The sequence below is a fragment of the Sphingomonas cannabina genome (assembly GCF_021391395.1).
Taxonomy (GTDB): Bacteria; Pseudomonadota; Alphaproteobacteria; order Sphingomonadales; family Sphingomonadaceae; genus Sphingomonas; species Sphingomonas cannabina.
The window spans coordinates 1,490,237-1,505,754 of sequence record NZ_CP090059.1; the positions used below are offsets into that span (position 1 = coordinate 1,490,237).

15 protein-coding genes are annotated in these 15,518 nt (G+C 68.3%); 8 read left to right on the forward strand and 7 right to left on the reverse strand.

Annotated features, from left to right (window positions below):
- Window positions 1-27: 27 nt before the first annotated feature.
- Complete coding sequence (locus tag LZK98_RS07200; protein ID WP_233785718.1) at window positions 28-525, forward strand: GNAT family N-acetyltransferase; 498 nt, start codon at window positions 28-30, stop codon at window positions 523-525.
- Here the strand turns inward: LZK98_RS07200 and LZK98_RS07205 are convergent.
- Window positions 513-1,169, reverse strand: a complete 657-nt coding sequence (locus LZK98_RS07205) for a DUF2490 domain-containing protein (RefSeq protein ID WP_233785719.1) — start codon at window positions 1,167-1,169, stop codon at window positions 513-515. The two genes, LZK98_RS07200 and LZK98_RS07205, sit on opposite strands and share 13 nt — an antisense overlap.
- Before the next feature lie 127 nt (window positions 1,170-1,296).
- Here LZK98_RS07205 and fsa point away from each other — a divergent pair, with 127 nt between their 5' ends.
- The gene (gene fsa / locus LZK98_RS07210) at window positions 1,297-1,950 is read left to right on the forward strand and encodes a fructose-6-phosphate aldolase (RefSeq protein WP_233785720.1); all 654 of its coding nucleotides are present in this window, start codon (window positions 1,297-1,299) and stop codon (window positions 1,948-1,950) included.
- Window positions 1,951-2,064: 114 nt separating this feature from the next.
- Here fsa and LZK98_RS07215 read toward each other — a convergent pair whose 3' ends face one another.
- Window positions 2,065-2,220 (reverse strand): hypothetical protein, encoded by a 156-nt coding sequence (locus LZK98_RS07215; RefSeq protein ID WP_233785721.1) that lies wholly within the window; start codon window positions 2,218-2,220, stop codon window positions 2,065-2,067.
- Between the two features lie 25 nt (window positions 2,221-2,245).
- Window positions 2,246-3,526: an isocitrate lyase gene (gene aceA / locus LZK98_RS07220; RefSeq protein WP_233785722.1), complete on the reverse strand. Its 1,281-nt coding sequence runs from the start codon at window positions 3,524-3,526 to the stop codon at window positions 2,246-2,248.
- 319 nt (window positions 3,527-3,845) lie between these two features.
- Between aceA and LZK98_RS07225 the strand changes: the two genes are divergently transcribed.
- A complete protein-coding gene (locus tag LZK98_RS07225) occupies window positions 3,846-5,234 on the forward strand; it encodes a helix-turn-helix domain-containing protein (RefSeq protein WP_233785723.1) in 1,389 nt (462 codons plus the stop codon).
- Window positions 5,235-5,428: 194 nt separating this feature from the next.
- On the opposite strand, the gene LZK98_RS07230 is transcribed toward LZK98_RS07225, so the two are convergent.
- Entirely contained in the window at window positions 5,429-7,876 is a 2,448-nt protein-coding gene (locus tag LZK98_RS07230) for a TonB-dependent receptor plug domain-containing protein (RefSeq protein ID WP_233785724.1), read from the reverse strand.
- A 130-nt stretch (window positions 7,877-8,006) separates the two neighbouring features.
- Here LZK98_RS07230 and LZK98_RS07235 point away from each other — a divergent pair, with 130 nt between their 5' ends.
- On the forward strand, window positions 8,007-8,471 hold the full coding sequence (locus tag LZK98_RS07235) for an Rrf2 family transcriptional regulator (RefSeq protein ID WP_233785725.1): 465 nt from the start codon (window positions 8,007-8,009) through the stop codon (window positions 8,469-8,471).
- Window positions 8,461-9,375 (forward strand): NAD(P)/FAD-dependent oxidoreductase, encoded by a 915-nt coding sequence (locus LZK98_RS07240; RefSeq protein WP_233785726.1) that lies wholly within the window; start codon window positions 8,461-8,463, stop codon window positions 9,373-9,375. The genes LZK98_RS07235 and LZK98_RS07240 overlap by 11 nt, the downstream gene beginning before the upstream one ends.
- 42 nt (window positions 9,376-9,417) lie before the next feature.
- Here LZK98_RS07240 and LZK98_RS07245 read toward each other — a convergent pair whose 3' ends face one another.
- Window positions 9,418-10,179 carry an energy transducer TonB gene (locus tag LZK98_RS07245; protein ID WP_233785727.1) on the reverse strand — a complete coding sequence of 254 codons (762 nt, stop codon included), beginning with the start codon at window positions 10,177-10,179 and terminating at the stop codon, window positions 9,418-9,420.
- A gap of 214 nt (window positions 10,180-10,393) precedes the next feature.
- Here LZK98_RS07245 and LZK98_RS07250 point away from each other — a divergent pair, with 214 nt between their 5' ends.
- On the forward strand, window positions 10,394-11,266 hold the full coding sequence (locus LZK98_RS07250; protein WP_233785728.1) for a TolB family protein: 873 nt from the start codon (window positions 10,394-10,396) through the stop codon (window positions 11,264-11,266).
- Window positions 11,267-11,448: 182 nt separating this feature from the next.
- On the opposite strand, the gene LZK98_RS07255 is transcribed toward LZK98_RS07250, so the two are convergent.
- Complete coding sequence (locus LZK98_RS07255) at window positions 11,449-12,492, reverse strand: ornithine cyclodeaminase (protein WP_233785729.1); 1,044 nt, start codon at window positions 12,490-12,492, stop codon at window positions 11,449-11,451.
- A gap of 125 nt (window positions 12,493-12,617) precedes the next feature.
- Between LZK98_RS07255 and LZK98_RS07260 the strand changes: the two genes are divergently transcribed.
- Both LZK98_RS07260 and LZK98_RS07265 read left to right on the forward strand, forming a co-directional pair.
- Window positions 12,618-13,040 carry an Lrp/AsnC family transcriptional regulator gene (locus LZK98_RS07260; RefSeq protein WP_233785730.1) on the forward strand — a complete coding sequence of 141 codons (423 nt, stop codon included), beginning with the start codon at window positions 12,618-12,620 and terminating at the stop codon, window positions 13,038-13,040.
- Window positions 13,041-13,175: 135 nt separating this feature from the next.
- Window positions 13,176-13,619, forward strand: a complete 444-nt coding sequence (locus tag LZK98_RS07265) for a hypothetical protein (protein WP_233785731.1) — start codon at window positions 13,176-13,178, stop codon at window positions 13,617-13,619.
- Window positions 13,620-13,820: 201 nt separating this feature from the next.
- On the opposite strand, the gene LZK98_RS07270 is transcribed toward LZK98_RS07265, so the two are convergent.
- Window positions 13,821-15,515, reverse strand: a complete 1,695-nt coding sequence (locus tag LZK98_RS07270) for an amidohydrolase (RefSeq protein ID WP_233785732.1) — start codon at window positions 15,513-15,515, stop codon at window positions 13,821-13,823.
- Between the last annotated feature and the right edge of the window lie 3 nt (window positions 15,516-15,518).

Consider the following 15,518-nt stretch of genomic DNA (forward strand, 5'->3'; position numbering starts at 1 on the left):
GCCGGCGCCTGAGGGGAACAGGGGACGATGATCGAGACCGAACGGCTGCTGCTGCGCGAGATCGTGCCGGCCGACGCGCCGTTCGTGCTCGAGCTGCACACCGATCCGGATTTCCGCGCCAACATCGGCGATCGCGGCGTCCACGACCTCGCCAGTGCCGAGCGCTATGTCGAAGAAAGACCTCGGGCGAGCTATGCCCGGCACGGTTTCGGCATGTGGGCGGTCGAGGGCAAGGCCGAGGGCGTGCCGCTCGGTATGTGCGGGCTGCTCAAGCGCGACTGGCTCGATCATGTCGATCTCGGCTACGCCTTCCTGCCGGCGGGTCGCGGCCGGGGCTATGCGCTGGAGGCCGCACGCGCGACGATGGAATGGGCAGCTGCGCAAGGCCTCGCGCCGGTGTTGGCGATCGTCAATCCGGACAATCTCAGGTCGCTCGCACTGCTCGACCACCTCGGTTTCGCACGGCGCGGGCGGGTCGAGCCGCCGGGCGAAACGCACTCGGTGCTGCTGCTTCAGAAGGAATAGTTGAACGCGAAGGTCATCGCGTGATCCATGCGGTCGCGCGCACCGCGCCGGCCGAAGCGGAGTTGGTTGAGGTAGCCGAGATCGGCGCGCAACGCCTTCAGCAGCGGAAACGACAGCCCGAACGCATTGCGGATCCGTTCGTAGCCGCGGCGTTGGCCCCATCTGGTCGTGTTCGCGTTGAAATAGCTTTCATGCGTCGCGAACAGCGCCAGGCCGCCGCGCGTGAGCGGACGGGTGAAGCGCAGTTGCGGCCTCACCCGGAATCCCACCTCGTTGCCGCTCGAATTGAAGCGCTGCTCGAACCGAGCGCGCACGGCGAAGCCGCTGCCGAGTGCCACCGTCACCATCTGGCGCAGTCGCTCCTCGTTGGGCAGCGCATGGCCATGGTCCCAGTCCTCGACGTGGCGATAGCCGAAGGCGAGGTCGACGCCCTTCGCCACCGGCACGCTCGCGAGCCCGCCGATCTCCGAGTGGGAGAAGCCATCGGCATCATCGCTGAAGCGGCCGATCGTCTCGAAGGTCAGCGTCGTATCTCCCGTCTGCGTCGTCGCGTTTGCCTGCAGCCACAGCTGCTCGTCGGCCTGCTGCGCATGGGCGGCGGCCGGGGCGGTCAAGGCAAGAAGGGCAAGGCAGATGCGGCGCATCGGGACCTCGGGGTTTGAGCGGCTGTGCGGCAACGACGTCCGGTCTATAGAGGGGGCGATTCGGGGCAGCGGTAACACGGCTGTCGTCGGACTGTAATATCAGCATTTTGCCCTAGCCGGAGGCTTCATGAAATTCTTCGTCGACACCGCCGACACCGCCGAAATCCGCGATCTCGCCGAGAGCGGGCTGGTCGACGGCGTCACCACCAATCCCTCGCTGATCCACAAGGCGGGCCGTAACTTCCTCGAGGTGGTGAAGGAAATCTGCGCGATCACCGACGGTCCCGTCTCGGCCGAAGTGGTCGCGCTCGACCACGAAGGCATGATGCGCGAGGCCGAGGTGGTGCGGAAGATCGCCGACAACGTCGCGGTCAAGGTGCCGCTCACCATCGACGGACTCAAGACCTGCAAGGCGCTGACCGGCGATGGCACCATGGTGAACGTGACCCTGTGTTTCTCCGCCAACCAGGCGCTGCTCGCGGCCAAGGCGGGGGCGACCTTCGTCTCGCCGTTCGTGGGGCGGCACGACGACGTCGGGTTCGACGGGATGCAGCTCATCGCCGACATCCGCCAGATCTACGACAATTACGACTTCGACACCGAGATCCTGGTCGCGAGCGTGCGCCACCCGATCCACGTCTACGAGGCCGCACGGATCGGCGCCGACGTGATGACCGCCCCGCCCGCCGTGATCCGCCAGCTCGTCAAGCATCCGCTCACCGACAAGGGGATCGAGGGCTTCCTGGCCGACTGGGCGAAGACGGGGCAGACGATCGGCTAGAGCGCTTCGCGGTAATGCCCGCCGGCGGATCGCTCCGCCGACGGGCACCTTTCCTCCCCAGGAAAGCTTGGGAATGGCCGGCGCGAGGCGGGGGCTCCCGCGCCGGCCGGGACCTCAGCCGAGGCGGCCGAGGCGGTGGTAGAGGTTGCTGAACTTGGCCGAGCGCGGTTCGTCGGCGATCTTGCGGACATAATCGCCGATCGCTTCCTTCATCAGGCCGAAGTCCTCCGTCGAGAAGACGGCACGGCTGCGGGTCGGTTCTTGGGTCATCGGTCTTCTCCTTTCTTCATGGGTCTCAGGCGGCCACGGTGAACTGCGCGGCCTCGGTCGATTCGGCGAGCGCGGTGGTCGAGCTCTGGCCGCCGGCCAATGTGGTCGCGACCAGGTCGAAATAGCCGGTGCCGACCTCGCGCTGGTGCTTGGTGGCGGTGTAGCCGTTCGCCTCGCTCGCGAACTCGGCCTGCTGCAGCTCCGAATAGGCGGCCATGCCGCGATCCTTGTAGCCGCGCGCCAGCTCGAACATGCCGTGGTTGAGCTGGTGGAAGCCCGCCAAGGTCACGAACTGGAACTTGTAGCCCATCGCACCCAGCTCGCGCTGGAAGCGGGCGATGGTGTCCCGGTCGAGGTTCTTCTCCCAGTTGAAGCTCGGCGAGCAGTTGTAGGCGAGCAGCTTGTCCGGATGCTCCCGCCGGATCGCCTCGGCGAAGCGCCTGGCGTCGTCGAGGTTGGGATGCGAGGTCTCCCACCACAGCAGGTCGGCGTGGCTGGCGAAGGCGAGGCCGCGCTTGATGCAATGGTCGACGCCGGTGCCCTCCTTCAGCCGGAAGAAGCCCTCGGGCGTGCGCTCGCCGGTCAGGAACGCGCGGTCGCGCTCGTCGACGTCGGAGGTGATCAGCTTCGCACTCTCGGCATCGGTGCGGGCGATGACCAGCGTCGGCACGCCCGAGACGTCCGCCGCCAGCCGCGCCGCGTCGAGGTTGCGGACGTGCGCCTGGGTCGGGATCAGCACCTTGCCGCCGAGATGCCCGCACTTCTTCTCCGACGCGAGCTGGTCTTCGTAATGCACGCCCGCGGCGCCGGCGGCGATGTACGCCTTCATGATCTCGAAACAGTTGAGCGGCCCGCCGAAGCCGGCCTCGGCATCCGCCACGATCGGGGCGAACCAGTCGCGTGCCGCGCCGCCCTCCATATGCTCGATCTGGTCGGCGCGCTGCAGCGTCGCGTTGATGCGGCGCGCCAGCTCCGGCCCGGCATTGGCGGGGTAGAGCGACTGGTCCGGATACATCTGGCCCGCGGTGTTGGCATCGGCCGCGACCTGCCAGCCCGACAGGTAGATCGCCTTCAGCCCGGCGCGGACCATCTGCATCGCCTGGTTGCCGCTGAGCGCGCCGAGGGCGTTGACGTAATCCTCGCTCTTCAGCAGCTCCCACAGCTTGAGCGCACCGCGGCGGGCGAGCGTGTGCTCGACCGGCACCGAGCCGCGCAGCTTCGCGACATCGTCCGCCGAATAGGACCGCACGATGCCGTCGAAGCGGCCGGTGGGGGCGGGGACGAGGTCTTCGAAGGTGGTTGGCATTGTCTGTTCCTTGACAGGTTCGGGTGTTCTGTAAGGAAATCTTGACTAAGTTGACTATGGGCGATGGTGTGGTTTCGAGGTAAGGCTGTGTTTGGGGTGGTTGACGGGTTTGAAAGTGTGTAAATAATTTACAAATTCTGATCCTCCCCGGCACGGGGAGGGGGATCGCGCACGAAGTGCGTGGTGGAGGGGGCTCACCTCCCGGCTGTCGCTTGTGGCCCGCCCCCTCCACCATCGCTTCGCGATGGTCCCCCTCCCCGTGCCGGGGAGGATCTGAGTTGGAACGTACAAAGAACATTCGGCTGTAGGAAAGCGGAAAATGGCGCAGCGGAAGCTCCTGGCCGGCCATGCGGTGCGGCGGCTCAGGCGGCAGCATGGGCTGACGCAGGCGGCGATGGCGGAGATGCTGGGCGTGTCGCCGAGCTATCTGACGCTGGTCGAGAAGAACCAGCGGCCGCTCAGCGCGACCCTGCTGCTGCGGCTGGCCGAGGCGTTCGACTTCGATCCGCGCGCGCTGGCGGCGGGCGAGCCGGGTGGCGGGGCGGAGGCGGTCCGGCGGCGGCTGGCCGATCCGATGTTCGCGGACCTCGAGATCGATCGCGCGGAGCTGGAGGAATGGCTCGCCGGCGCGCCGGGCGGGGCGGAGGCGTTCGCGCGCGCCTATGACCGGATCGGGGCCGGCGGCGGCACGGCGGCCGAGGAGGTGCCGGATGCCGGCGTGCTGGTGCGGCGCGAGATCGAGCGTTGGCGCGGCCATTTCGCCGATCTCGACGCCGCCGCCGAGGCGCTGGCCGACGAGCTCCGCCAGGGCGCGGGCGATCTCTATGGCGCGATGGCGGAGCGATTGCGGGTCAAGCATCAGCTGTCGATCCGCATCCTGCCGATCGAGGTGCTGCCCGACGTGCGCGTGCGGCTCGATTTCCATGCGCGGCAGCTTCAGCTGTCGGAGACGCTCGATCCCCCATCGCGGACCTTCGCGCTGGCACGGCAGCTCGGGCTTGCCGAGGCGCGGGCCGAGATCGACGCGCTCGCGCGGGGCTCGGGCTTTGCTGACCGCACCGCCGAGCGGCTGTTTCGGCGGCACCTCAGCGGCTATTTCGCGGCGGCGGTGATGATGCCCTACGCCCGCTTCCTGCGCGCGTGCGAGGCGACCGGATACGATCTCGAGCTATTGCGGCGCCGCTTCGGCGCGAGCGTCGAGCAGGTGGCGCATCGGCTGACGACCCTGCAGCGGGTCGGTGCGCGGGGGCTGCCGTTCTTCATGCTGCGCACCGACCGGGCCGGACAGGTATCGAAGCGCTTCGCCGGGGCGAGCGGCTCGCCGCTGGTCGAGGGACCGGGGCTGTGCCCGCTATGGGACCTGTTCGCCGCCTTCGGGCGGCCGGACGAGCGGATCATACAGCTCGTCATGCTGGAGGATGGCAGCCGCTGGTTCACGAGCTCGCGCTGCGTCGGGCCGGCAGGCGGCTGGAGCGGCGCGGTGAAGGCGCGGTTCGCGGTGACGCTGGGGTTGGCGGCGGAGCTTGCCGGCGGGCTGGCGGCCGCGCGCGGCATCGACCTGGGCGGCGAGGCGGTGCCGATCGGGCTCGGCTGCCGGGCCTGTACGCGCGCCGATTGTCCGCAGCGCTCGGCGCCGCCGGCGGGGCGGGCGCTGGTGATCAGCGAGCGGGAGGCGGGGGTGTCGCCGTTCGGGTTCGCGGGAGACTGAGGGCCGGGACGGGGCGGCATTCAAATCCTCCCCGCCAGGGGGAGGTGGCGCGCGAAGCGTGACGGAGGGGGAGGAAGCACACCGCCAGTGGGTCGCCGTCCTCCCCCTCCGTCAGCTTGCAGCTGACACCTCCCCCTGGCGGGGGAGGGTTGAAAAGGTGCGCACTTTCCGCCGAACCGTCGCTCGGAGGAACGTCAGGTCCCGCCGAACCGCTTGGTCAGGACCAGCCCTATGGTCCGGGGATTGGGCGGGTTGTTGTATGGATCATAGCCCACCACCCCGTCGACGATGCGGGGCGGCTGCCGGTCGAACGCATTGGCGATGACGAGCTGCACGCTGCTGTCGGCCAGCCATGGCGCCGCCGACAGGCGGCCGAGGTCGAAGCCGAGGAACAGCGAGGCGGTGACGAACGACCCGATCTTCCTGCGCGGCTGGCCGGGCCGGTCGTCGGTGAAGCCGTCGACATAGTTCACCACCGACCCGATCGAGACGCCGTCGCGGCCCCACAGGACGGTGCCGTTCAGCCGCAGATCGGCCGGCTTCGCATAGCCGTCGAGCCGCGAGAGCGGCGTCGAGCCGTCGGCGGTCAGCTTGAGGTTCAGGATATATTGGCCGGTCAGCTTGACGGCCGCCGTTCCCCCGAACAGTCGGGAGCGGTAAGCAAGGTCGAGGTCGAGGCCGTCGGTGGATTCGGCCGCGAAGTTCTGTGCGCGGATGTCGGCGATCACCTGGACCTGCGACAGCAGCTCCGCCGGCACCTGGCCCGCGCCGTCGAACATGGTCAGCTCACCGCCGTTGATGAACGGGACCTGCGCGAACCTGCGGAAGACGGCGGGATTGTCGATGACCTGCCGCACCTGCTCCGGGCTGGGGTGCGCGATGTTGAAGACCTGGAGATCGCCGACCGAGAGGCTGTCGTCCGGCGACGGCGAGCCGACGCGGCCGGAGATCCTGATGTGGTAATAGCCGGCCTTGATCGAGAGATTGGGGATGAAGGTCGGCGTGAAATCGATGCCGGCCGTGAAGGTGTCGGCGTTCTGCGTCTTGAGACCGGGATTGGCGCCGGCCCGGAACATCACCAGCGCCTGGCCGGCGGGGAGCGCGGGATTCTGGTCCGCCGGGTTCAGGAAGCCATAGTCGTAGATGCCGAACGACACCTGCTCGGCAACGCCGATCGTGCTGCGGAAGCGCGGCACGAGGAACGACCGCGCATAGGTGCCGCGCAGCGCGACGGAGCGATCGACCTGCCAGCGCACGCCCAGCTTCGGCGACAGCGCCGTGTCGAAGCCGAGATCCTCGTACCGGGCCGCCGCGGAAAGGGTGAGCGAGCGGATCAGCGGCACCGCCTGGTCCGGGCCCACGAGCGGCACGTTGAGCTCGCCGAACACCGACTTGACCTTGCGCGTGCCGCCGTTGCGGTTGAAGAAGATCGTCGCGTCGGTGCGCAGCGTCTCGGCGCGGTACTGGACGCCGCCTGCCGCCAGGATCGGCCCCGCCGGCAAGCGCGCCAGCGCGGCCTGGCCGCGCAGCTCCGCGACGAACAGCGTATTGGTGTATTCGCGGGTGCTCGGCGGCCGGCCGACCCGGCTGGCGCTGCTGTCGGTCTCGTTGCGGTGATAGTCGACCGTCAGGTCGACCGCGGTGCTGCCGCCGCCCTGCCAACGCACGCCGTTGTAGAGCGACACGCCGATGGTGCGGGTCCTGAAGACCCGGTTGAACGCCGGTTCGTCGAGGTAGAGCTGCCGCGACGAGCGGTCGCGCTGGAAGCGCGAGGCGTCGATGGAGAAGGTGAGATCGCCCACCTCCTGCTGCGCGCCGGCATAGAAGCCGGTGAGCCGCTCGTTCGGGAGCTGTGTGATCTGGAGCGTTTCGCCCGACACGTCGACGGGATCGCCGACGAAGGGCGAGCGCTTCTGGTACATCGCCATGCCGTAGACGTTGCCGCCGTTCCATGAATGGCCGGCGAGCGCGCTGGCCTGCACGTCCATCTTTCCGGTGCGGGTCGCGGCCGCCCCGCGCAGCTGCAGCTCGATCCCCTCGGCCGGCCGGCGGGTGACGATGTTGACGACCCCGGCGACCGCGTCGGCGCCGTAGGTCGCGGAGGAGCCGTCGGGGATGATGTCGATGCGCTCGATCAGCATCGACGGGATCACCGACACGGTCGGGGATTCGTTCATGCCGACCGACGGCATCCGCCGGCCGTTGAGTAGCGTCAGCGTCGCGTCGGACGCGAGCCCGCGCAGCGCGAAGCCCGCGAAGCCGTCGAACTGATTGTACGGCGTCGCGTCGCCGAGCGGGGCGCCGATACTCGCGCCGGTGGTGGCGAACTCGCTGAGGTCGCCGGTGAAGTTCTGCGGGATCGTCAGCATATATTCCGAAACGGCACCCGATCCGGATTGCACGATGTCCGCCTGGTCATGGGTGAACACCGGGCTGGCGACATATTCCTTCGGCAAGCCGCGGATCAGCGAGCCGGTGACGATGATGTCGCCCGGAGTCCTGGCTTTGGGATCGTCCGCGGTATCCGGCGCCGCGTCCTCGCCGGATCGATCCGTCGGAACCGCCTCCTGTGCAATGGCCGGCGATGGCGATGCGCCGATCAACGCAGCGGCGGCGAGGCCCCTGATGACGAGATGCTGCAAGTCGTCCCCCTGTTATAGATATGATACATCATATCGTCATCGGGGCGGTATTGGTGTGCCCGGACGATGTCAATCCCGGCGCCGGATCGTCCGCTTGACTTTTCGCGACTCACGCAACATATGAAGTTTCATGAGACGCGACAGTCGATTGTCGGGCGTGCTCCACGTCCTGCTGCACATGGCCGAGCACGACGGTCCGGTGACCTCGGAGCTGCTGGCTAGGGCGATGACCACCAATCCGGTCGTGATCCGGCGGATCATGGCGGGCCTGCGCGAGCAGGGTTATGTGCGGTCGGAGAAGGGGCATGGCGGCGGGTGGACGATCGCCTGCGACCTTTCCGCCGTGACGCTGCGCGACGTCTATGATGCGCTCGGTTCGCCCGAGCTGCTGGCGATGGGCAATCGGACGGAGGCGCCCGGCTGCCTCGTCGAGCAGGCGGTGAACGCTGCGCTGGAACAGGCCTTCCACGATGCCGAGGCGCTGCTGCTCGCGCGGCTGGGGGAGGTGACGCTTGCCGAACTCAGTGCCGATTTCCACGCGCGGATGATCGCGCGCGGCGGCCCCCATGACCTGGAGAATGCCCATGCCGCTTGATGCTTCGGATCAGCTGGATGCGATCGTGGTGGGGGGCAGCTTCGCGGGCCTCGCCGCCGCCACCTATCTCGCCCGGGCGCGGCGGCGGGTGCGCGTCATCGACGCGGGCAAGCCGCGCAACCGCTTCGCCGAGAAATCGCACGGTTTCCTCGGCCATGACGGCAGCGATCCGCGCACCATCCTGGCGGCGGCGCGGACGCAGGTGGCCGCCTATCCCACCGTCGAGATCGTCGAGGGCGAGGCGGTGGAGGCCAGGGCGGACGGAGCCGGATTCTCGGTCGGCCTCGCGGGTGGCGAGACGTTGCAGGCGTCGCGGCTCGTGCTCGCCTTCGGACTCACCGACGGCTTGCCGCCGCTGCCGGGGCTGGCGGAGCGCTGGGGCAAGACGGTGCTGCATTGCCCCTATTGCCACGGGTTCGAGTTCGCCGACGAGCGGCTCGGCGTGCTCTACACGATGCCGAATTCGATCCATGGCGCGATGCTGATCGCCGAATGGGGCCCGACGACGCTCTACCTCGACGGGCAGGCGGTGCTCGATGCCGAGAGCGAGGCGGAGCTGGTGCGGCGGGGAGTGGCGATCGAGCGCGACCCGCTCGCGGGATTGGAAGGGGAAGGCGCCGGGCTGTCGCATGTCCGTTTCGCGGACGGGCGGCGGCGCGCGATCGATGCGCTGTTCGTCGCGCCGCGCTCGACCCTCACCAGCCCGCTCGCGGCGCAGCTCGGCTGCGCGATCGACGAGGGGCCGATGGGACCGGTCGTGCGCACCGACGGCGAGAAGAGGACGACGGTGCCGGGCGTCTACGCCGCCGGCGACATCGCCCGCGCACCGCACAGCGTGAGCTGGGCGGTGGCGGACGGGGTGATGGCGGGCGTGGCGGCGCATCGCTCGCTGGTGTTCGGGTGAGGATCCGTTTGGCGTCCGCTTTCCGTGCGTAACGATCGTCCGCTACCGCTCCTCCTCCTCCGGCGGCTCGATCTCGACCTGCCAGCTGTGGTTCTCGACGATGGTCGACGGCACCGGCCGGCCGCGGGCGTCGAGGGCGGGGCGGTAGCGGAAGCGCTGTTCGATCAGGCGGCAGGTATGGGCGTCGAGGCGGGCGCTGCCGCTCGTGCGGGTGACCTCGCAATCGGTGACGCGGCCGTCGGTCTCGACGGTGTAGCGCACGCCGACCGTGCCGCCGATGCCGGCGTCGCTGAGGTCGTCGGGATAGTCCGAATCCTTGAGGCGCCCCTTGATGCGGCGCGGCGGCGTCTCGTCCTGCCAGCCGCCGCCGTCGCCGTCCCCCGAGCCGCCGCTGCCCGTGCCGTTGCCGATCCCGCCGGCGCCGGTGCCGGGGCCCGGAACCGGGGCAGCGCCGGTGGTCGCCTCGCTGCCGGTGAAGGGCTTGGGGGCGGCCACGACGGGCGGAGGCAGGGGAATGGGGATCACCGGCGGAGGCGCCGTGACCTCGGTCGCCTTGGAGCGCAGGTTCGGCGGCGAAGCCTCGCCCTCGGGGCGCGTGTTGCGGACCGGATCGGGGATGACCTTCGCCGGCGGAGGCGGTGGCGGTTCGGGGGTGACGCCGAACAGCTTGAGGTCGTCGCTCGGCCGCTGGGTGAAATGCACGGCGAGCCCGACCACCAGCGCATAGCCGAGCAGCGCCTGCACCGCGATCGCCGCGATCGCCGGACCGATGCGGTCCCGGGGACTGGATCGATACGCCGTCACGCCTGCTCACATGGGGAACCGTCGGGGATTCCCCAAGAGCATCAAGCGGATGAACGGAAGCTGGCCGACGGCGAGCACAAGTCTGATTTGGCCTCTAGCCTGGAGCTTCGCATAGCCAAGGGCGGAACTGTGATGTCATCTCCCTTCTGAAATCGATGATGTGGAGACGAGCGTGGAGCAGGGGCGATTCCATGACAGCGGGGTAGCCGGGATCGTGTTGCGCCTGCTCGGGTGCTTGCCGGCGCTCGTTCTCGTCGGCGCGGCGCCGGTCGAGCGGTTGCGCACCCTGGGCGAGGCGGAGCAGTTCGCGCCGGGGATCGCCTCGACGCGCTTTTCCGAGGTGCGGCTGACGATCAGCCCCGACGGAGGCACGGCGCTGTGGTTCAGCCGCGATCGGCCGGGCGGCGCGGGCGGGTACGACATCTGGATGTCGCGCCGCTCCGCCGCCGGCTGGGGCCCGGCGCGGCCGGTTCCGTTCAACAGCGCCGGCCGCGATTTCGACCCGGCCTTCTCCGCCGACGGGCGCTTCGTCTATTTCTGCTCGGACCGAGCGGGCGGCGCCGGCGGCGACGACGTCTATCGCGTGGCGGTGACCGGCGGCGGGTTCGGCGTGCCGGTCAACCTCGGGCCGGAGGTGAACAGCACGGGCAACGAGTTCGCGCCGATGCTCTCGCCGGACGGGCGCACGCTACTGTTCTCGAGCGACCGGCCGGGCGGGGCCGGCGGGCACGACCTCTATACCGCATACCGGCGAGGCGACGGCTTTGCCGCGGCCGGGCCGCTGGCCGGCGCGATCAACACCGCGGCCAACGAGTTCGATGCGACCTTCCTCGCCGACGGAGCGACGATCGTCTTCGCCCGGGCGATGGATTTCCGGAAGGACCGCGTCGACCTGTTCCATGCCGCGCCGTCACGCGGTCGCTACGATGCCGGGACCCAGCTGTCCGGCAGCGTCAACAACGATCGCGATACCTATGGGCCGATGCTCGACTGGTCCGATCGCGGGCGATTGACCTTCTCCGGGCAGCGGGACGACGGCGGGATGGACCTGTATCGCATCCGCTACCGTCTGAGTATCGCGCGATAGCCATCGACATTCAGATTCATAGGAAGTGCGGCCCTCTTCAATCCTCCCCCGCCAGGGGGAGGTGTCAGCCGCAGGCTGGCGGAGGGGGAGGACGGCGATCCGCTACGGCGTGCTTCCGCCCCCTCCGTCACGCTTCGCGTGCCACCTCCCCCTGGCGGGGGAGGATTGAATGTCGTTCCGTCCTATGCCGCCTGGGAGCGGACATCCTGCCGATAGCTCTGGAGCAGGCCGAACAGGTCCTGCGGGTTGTCGGGCGCGGCGATCAGATCGATGTCGGGGACGTCCGCCAGCTCGGCAGCGCGGTCGTCGAGGTAGCGGAGCGCGGCGAAATCCTCCAGCGCGAAGCCGACCGAGTCGAACAGCGTCACCTGCGCGTCGCCGGTGCGGCCGGGGGCGAGGCCGGCGATCACCTGCCAGATCTCGGTGACGGGGAAATCCGCCGGCATCTGCTGGAGCTCGCCCTCGATGCGCGTCTGCTCCTCCAGCTCGACGAATACCTCAGCGCGCAGCAGGATCTCGCGCTGGAGCTCGGTCTTGCCGGGGCAGTCGCCGCCGATCGCGTTCAGGTGCACGCCTGCGCCGACCATGTTGGCGGAGAGGATGGTGGCGTTGCGCTTGTCGGCGGTCGCGGTGGTGATGATGTCGGCGCCGAGCACCGCGTCCTGCGCGGTGTCGGCCGCGGTCACCGTGAAGCCCTGCGCCGTCATGTTGCGCATGAACTTGGCGGTGGCAGCGGGATCGACGTCATAGGCGCGCAGGCGGTCGATGCCGAGCAGCGCTCGGAACGCCAGCGCCTGGAACTCGGACTGGGCGCCGAGGCCGATCATCGCCATGACGCGGCTGTCGGGGCGCGCCAGCCGGCGGGCGACCAGTGCCGAGGTGGCGGCGGTGCGCAGCGCCGTCAGCAGCGTCATCTCGGCGACCAGCCGCGGATAGCCGGTGGCGACGTCGGAGAGGACGCCGAAGGCGGCGACGGTCAGCAGCCCGGCGCGGCCGTTCCCGGGATGGCCGTTGACATATTTGAAGGCGAAGCGCTCGTCGTCGGCGATCGGCATCAGCTCGATCACCCCGACGTCGGAATGGCTGGCGTGGCGCGGCACCTTGTCGAAGCTCGCCCAGCGCGCGAAGTCCTGCTCGATATAGCCGGCGAGGCCGGTCAGGAACGGCTCGATGCCGATGTCGTGGACGATCCGGGCCAGAGTTTCGACGCCGATGAACCTGGTCATGTCCGTTTCTCCCCGAGCTGATCGATCGGAGATTAGGCCGGCGGAATGCCCAATTGTAATGCGCGAGCTGTGCATTACGGGCGGCGTGATTTGACATCCTGCGCGATCGTGGCAGGCAGAATGCCATGCAGCCGCTGGACCAGCTCGATCGCAGGATCATCGCCGCGCTGCGCGGCGACGCACGGGCGCCGATCGCCAAGATCGCCGGCGCGCTCCAGGTGTCGCGCGCGACGGTGCAGGCGCGGCTCGACCGGCTGCTCGCGTCGGGCATGATCCTGGGCTTCACCGTGCGGGTCCAGGAGACGGGCGACGAGGGGCTGCGTGCGATCATGATGATCGAGGTGGCGGGCCGCTCGACCTCGGCGATCATCCGCCGCCTGCGCAGCTTCCCCGAGCTGCGCGCGCTGCACACCACCAATGGCGCGTGGGACCTGGTCGCCGAAATCCACGCCGAGGACCTGCGCTCGTTCGACCGCATCCTGCGCGAGATCCGGTCGATCGACGGCATCCTCAACAGCGAGACGAGTATTTTGCTGAGCAGTGCTTAGGATTGGTGACTCAGACTGCTAACGTTTCAATCTCGCGCGTTCCATCCTGCCCGTATAAATACTCGAAAGCTGTCGTTTGCTCAGCTTCGTGGCGTAGCAGTTGCAAGCAAACTACGGGGCTGGCATGGCATCCTAATGAGCCGGTCGATACCAGATGGATTCTTTTGGAAGCGCCCTGACTTTGCTGACGGTTGTGGAGATACCGGTTACTACCTCAGTTACCGTGGCGGGCGAGATGGGGACACACTCATGCTCTGCCATGACATGAAGCCTCTTGGTAACTACGCTGATCCGCGTTGCCGTATTCTATGCTTCTGCTCACGCAGCGACCGCCCGTTGAGCGATGGAGAGCGCCAGATCGCCGGCGACATATGCCCCGATGTTGCCTTGTGGGCCGTGGCTGGACGCATCAACGTGGACGCGGAGATAGAAGGAATTTGGAATACACGCGAGTTTCTTACAAAATACTTCGAATACAGGTCCAATCTCTATCTCAATGATGATCAAAAAAGTGGCAAAGTAAGAAAGATCTTAGTGGAGGTTGCATTTGGAACTGCATGGTATGGTGTCAATAATTAAGAGATGTATCTAATACAAATGACATATTTTTGCTAATTGACATACTACACTGTAGATATTTTTTCTGCCTCGCTATATGTGACAGCCTAGCTCTGGAATGATTAGCGGCCGGATGCAGCGGCAGATACCAAGCCTGCTCGCTAAAAGCCGCTCGTCGCATAACCACCGTAGCGAACGTCCCGGTTTCTCGAGTCTACCACATTAAGCCGTATACCGCTCCCGTCCTCCCACGATCGTCCGCAACACCTTGATGCCGCGAATCGCCTCCGGATCGGTCGTGAACGGATCGGCATCCAGGCAGGTCAGGTCCGCATAATAGCCCGGTGCGATCACGCCGACGCGGTCTTCCTGGAAGCCGGCGAAGGCGTTGTTGACCGTATAGGCGATCAGCGCCTGCTCGACGCTGACCTTCTGGTCAGGGAGCCAGCCCTGCGGGTTGGCGCCGTCGATCGTCTCGCGGGTGACGGCGGCGTAGATGCCCTCGATCGGATCGAGCGGGCCCACCGGCCAGTCCGAGCCGAAGGTCACCCGCGCCCCGCTCGCGATCAGCGAGTGGAAGGCATAGGTGCCGGTCAGCCGTTCCTGCCCGATCCGCTTCACTGCCCAGCGGCCGTCGTCGATCGCGTGATAGGGCTGGACCGAGGCGATCACCTGCTGGCGCGCAAAGCGCGGGATCGAGGCGGGGCTGACGTGCTGGGCATGCTCGATGCGGAAACGGCGGTCGCGCGCGCCGTTCATCCGCACCGTCTCGGCATAGACGTCGAGCACGTCGTCGTTGGCGAGGTCGCCGATCGCGTGGGTGGCGACGTGGAGGCCGGCCTTGTCGGCGGCGGGGATGAAGCGGCGCAGGTCCTCCAGGCTGATGACGCGGACGCCGCGCTGGCCGGGCGCGTCGGCGTAATCGTTCCGGAACAGCGCGGTGCGCGAGCCGAGCGAGCCGTCGGCGAGCGCCTTGACGCCGCCCCAGCGCACCCAGTCGTCGCCGCGGCCTTCCTCGGCGACGATCGCGACCATCTTCTCCCAGTCGGCGATCGGCACGAAGCAGTAGAAGCGCAGGTCCAGCGGGCCCTTCGCCCGTGCGGCGCGGATGGCGTGGAAGCTGCCCCAGTTGATGTCGGGGACATGGACCTGGGCGAAGCCCTTGCTCAGCGCATGGGCGATGCCGCCGCGCACCGATTCGATCGACTCCTCGGTGGTCTGCGGCGGGATCACGCGTTCGACCAGCGGCTTGGCATTGTCCTTGATGATGCCGGTCGGCTCGCCGTTCGCGTCGCGGACGATCACGCCGCCCGCGGGGTCGGGGGTGTCGCGGGTGATGCCGGCGAGCTTCAGCGCGACGCTGTTGAGCAGGTACATGTGGAGGTCGGTGCGCGGCACCGCGACCGGCGTGTCGGGGGTCACCGCGTCGATCCAGGCGCGGGTCGGCAGCTCGCCGCCGAGCCGCTGCTCGTCCCAGCTGCCGCCGAGCAGCCACTTGCCGGGCCGCGCGCGGGCCGCCGCGCCGATCCGCGCCGCGAAATCCTCGCGCGACTTGGCGCCGAGCAGGTCGGGCTGGCGGAGGATGTCGGAGCCGATCAGGAAATGGGTGTGGTTGTCGGTGAAGGCCGGCATCAGGAAGGCGCCGCCGAGGTCGACCACGCGCGTCCGGCGGGTGGTGCGGGCCTTGACCGCGTCGGCGCCGACCACGGCGATGCGCTCGCCGACGATGCCGACGGCGCCGCGGCTGGGAGGACCACCGCGGCCGGTCCACAGCGTCGCGTTGACCAGCGCGACGTCGAGGCCGTTGTCGGCCGCATGGGCGAACAGCGGTCCCGCCAAGGCGAGCGCGGCCGCGCCGCCGCCGATGAAGTGGCGCCGATCGATCATGATGCCCTCTCGTTTGGTGATTTTGAGCATGAA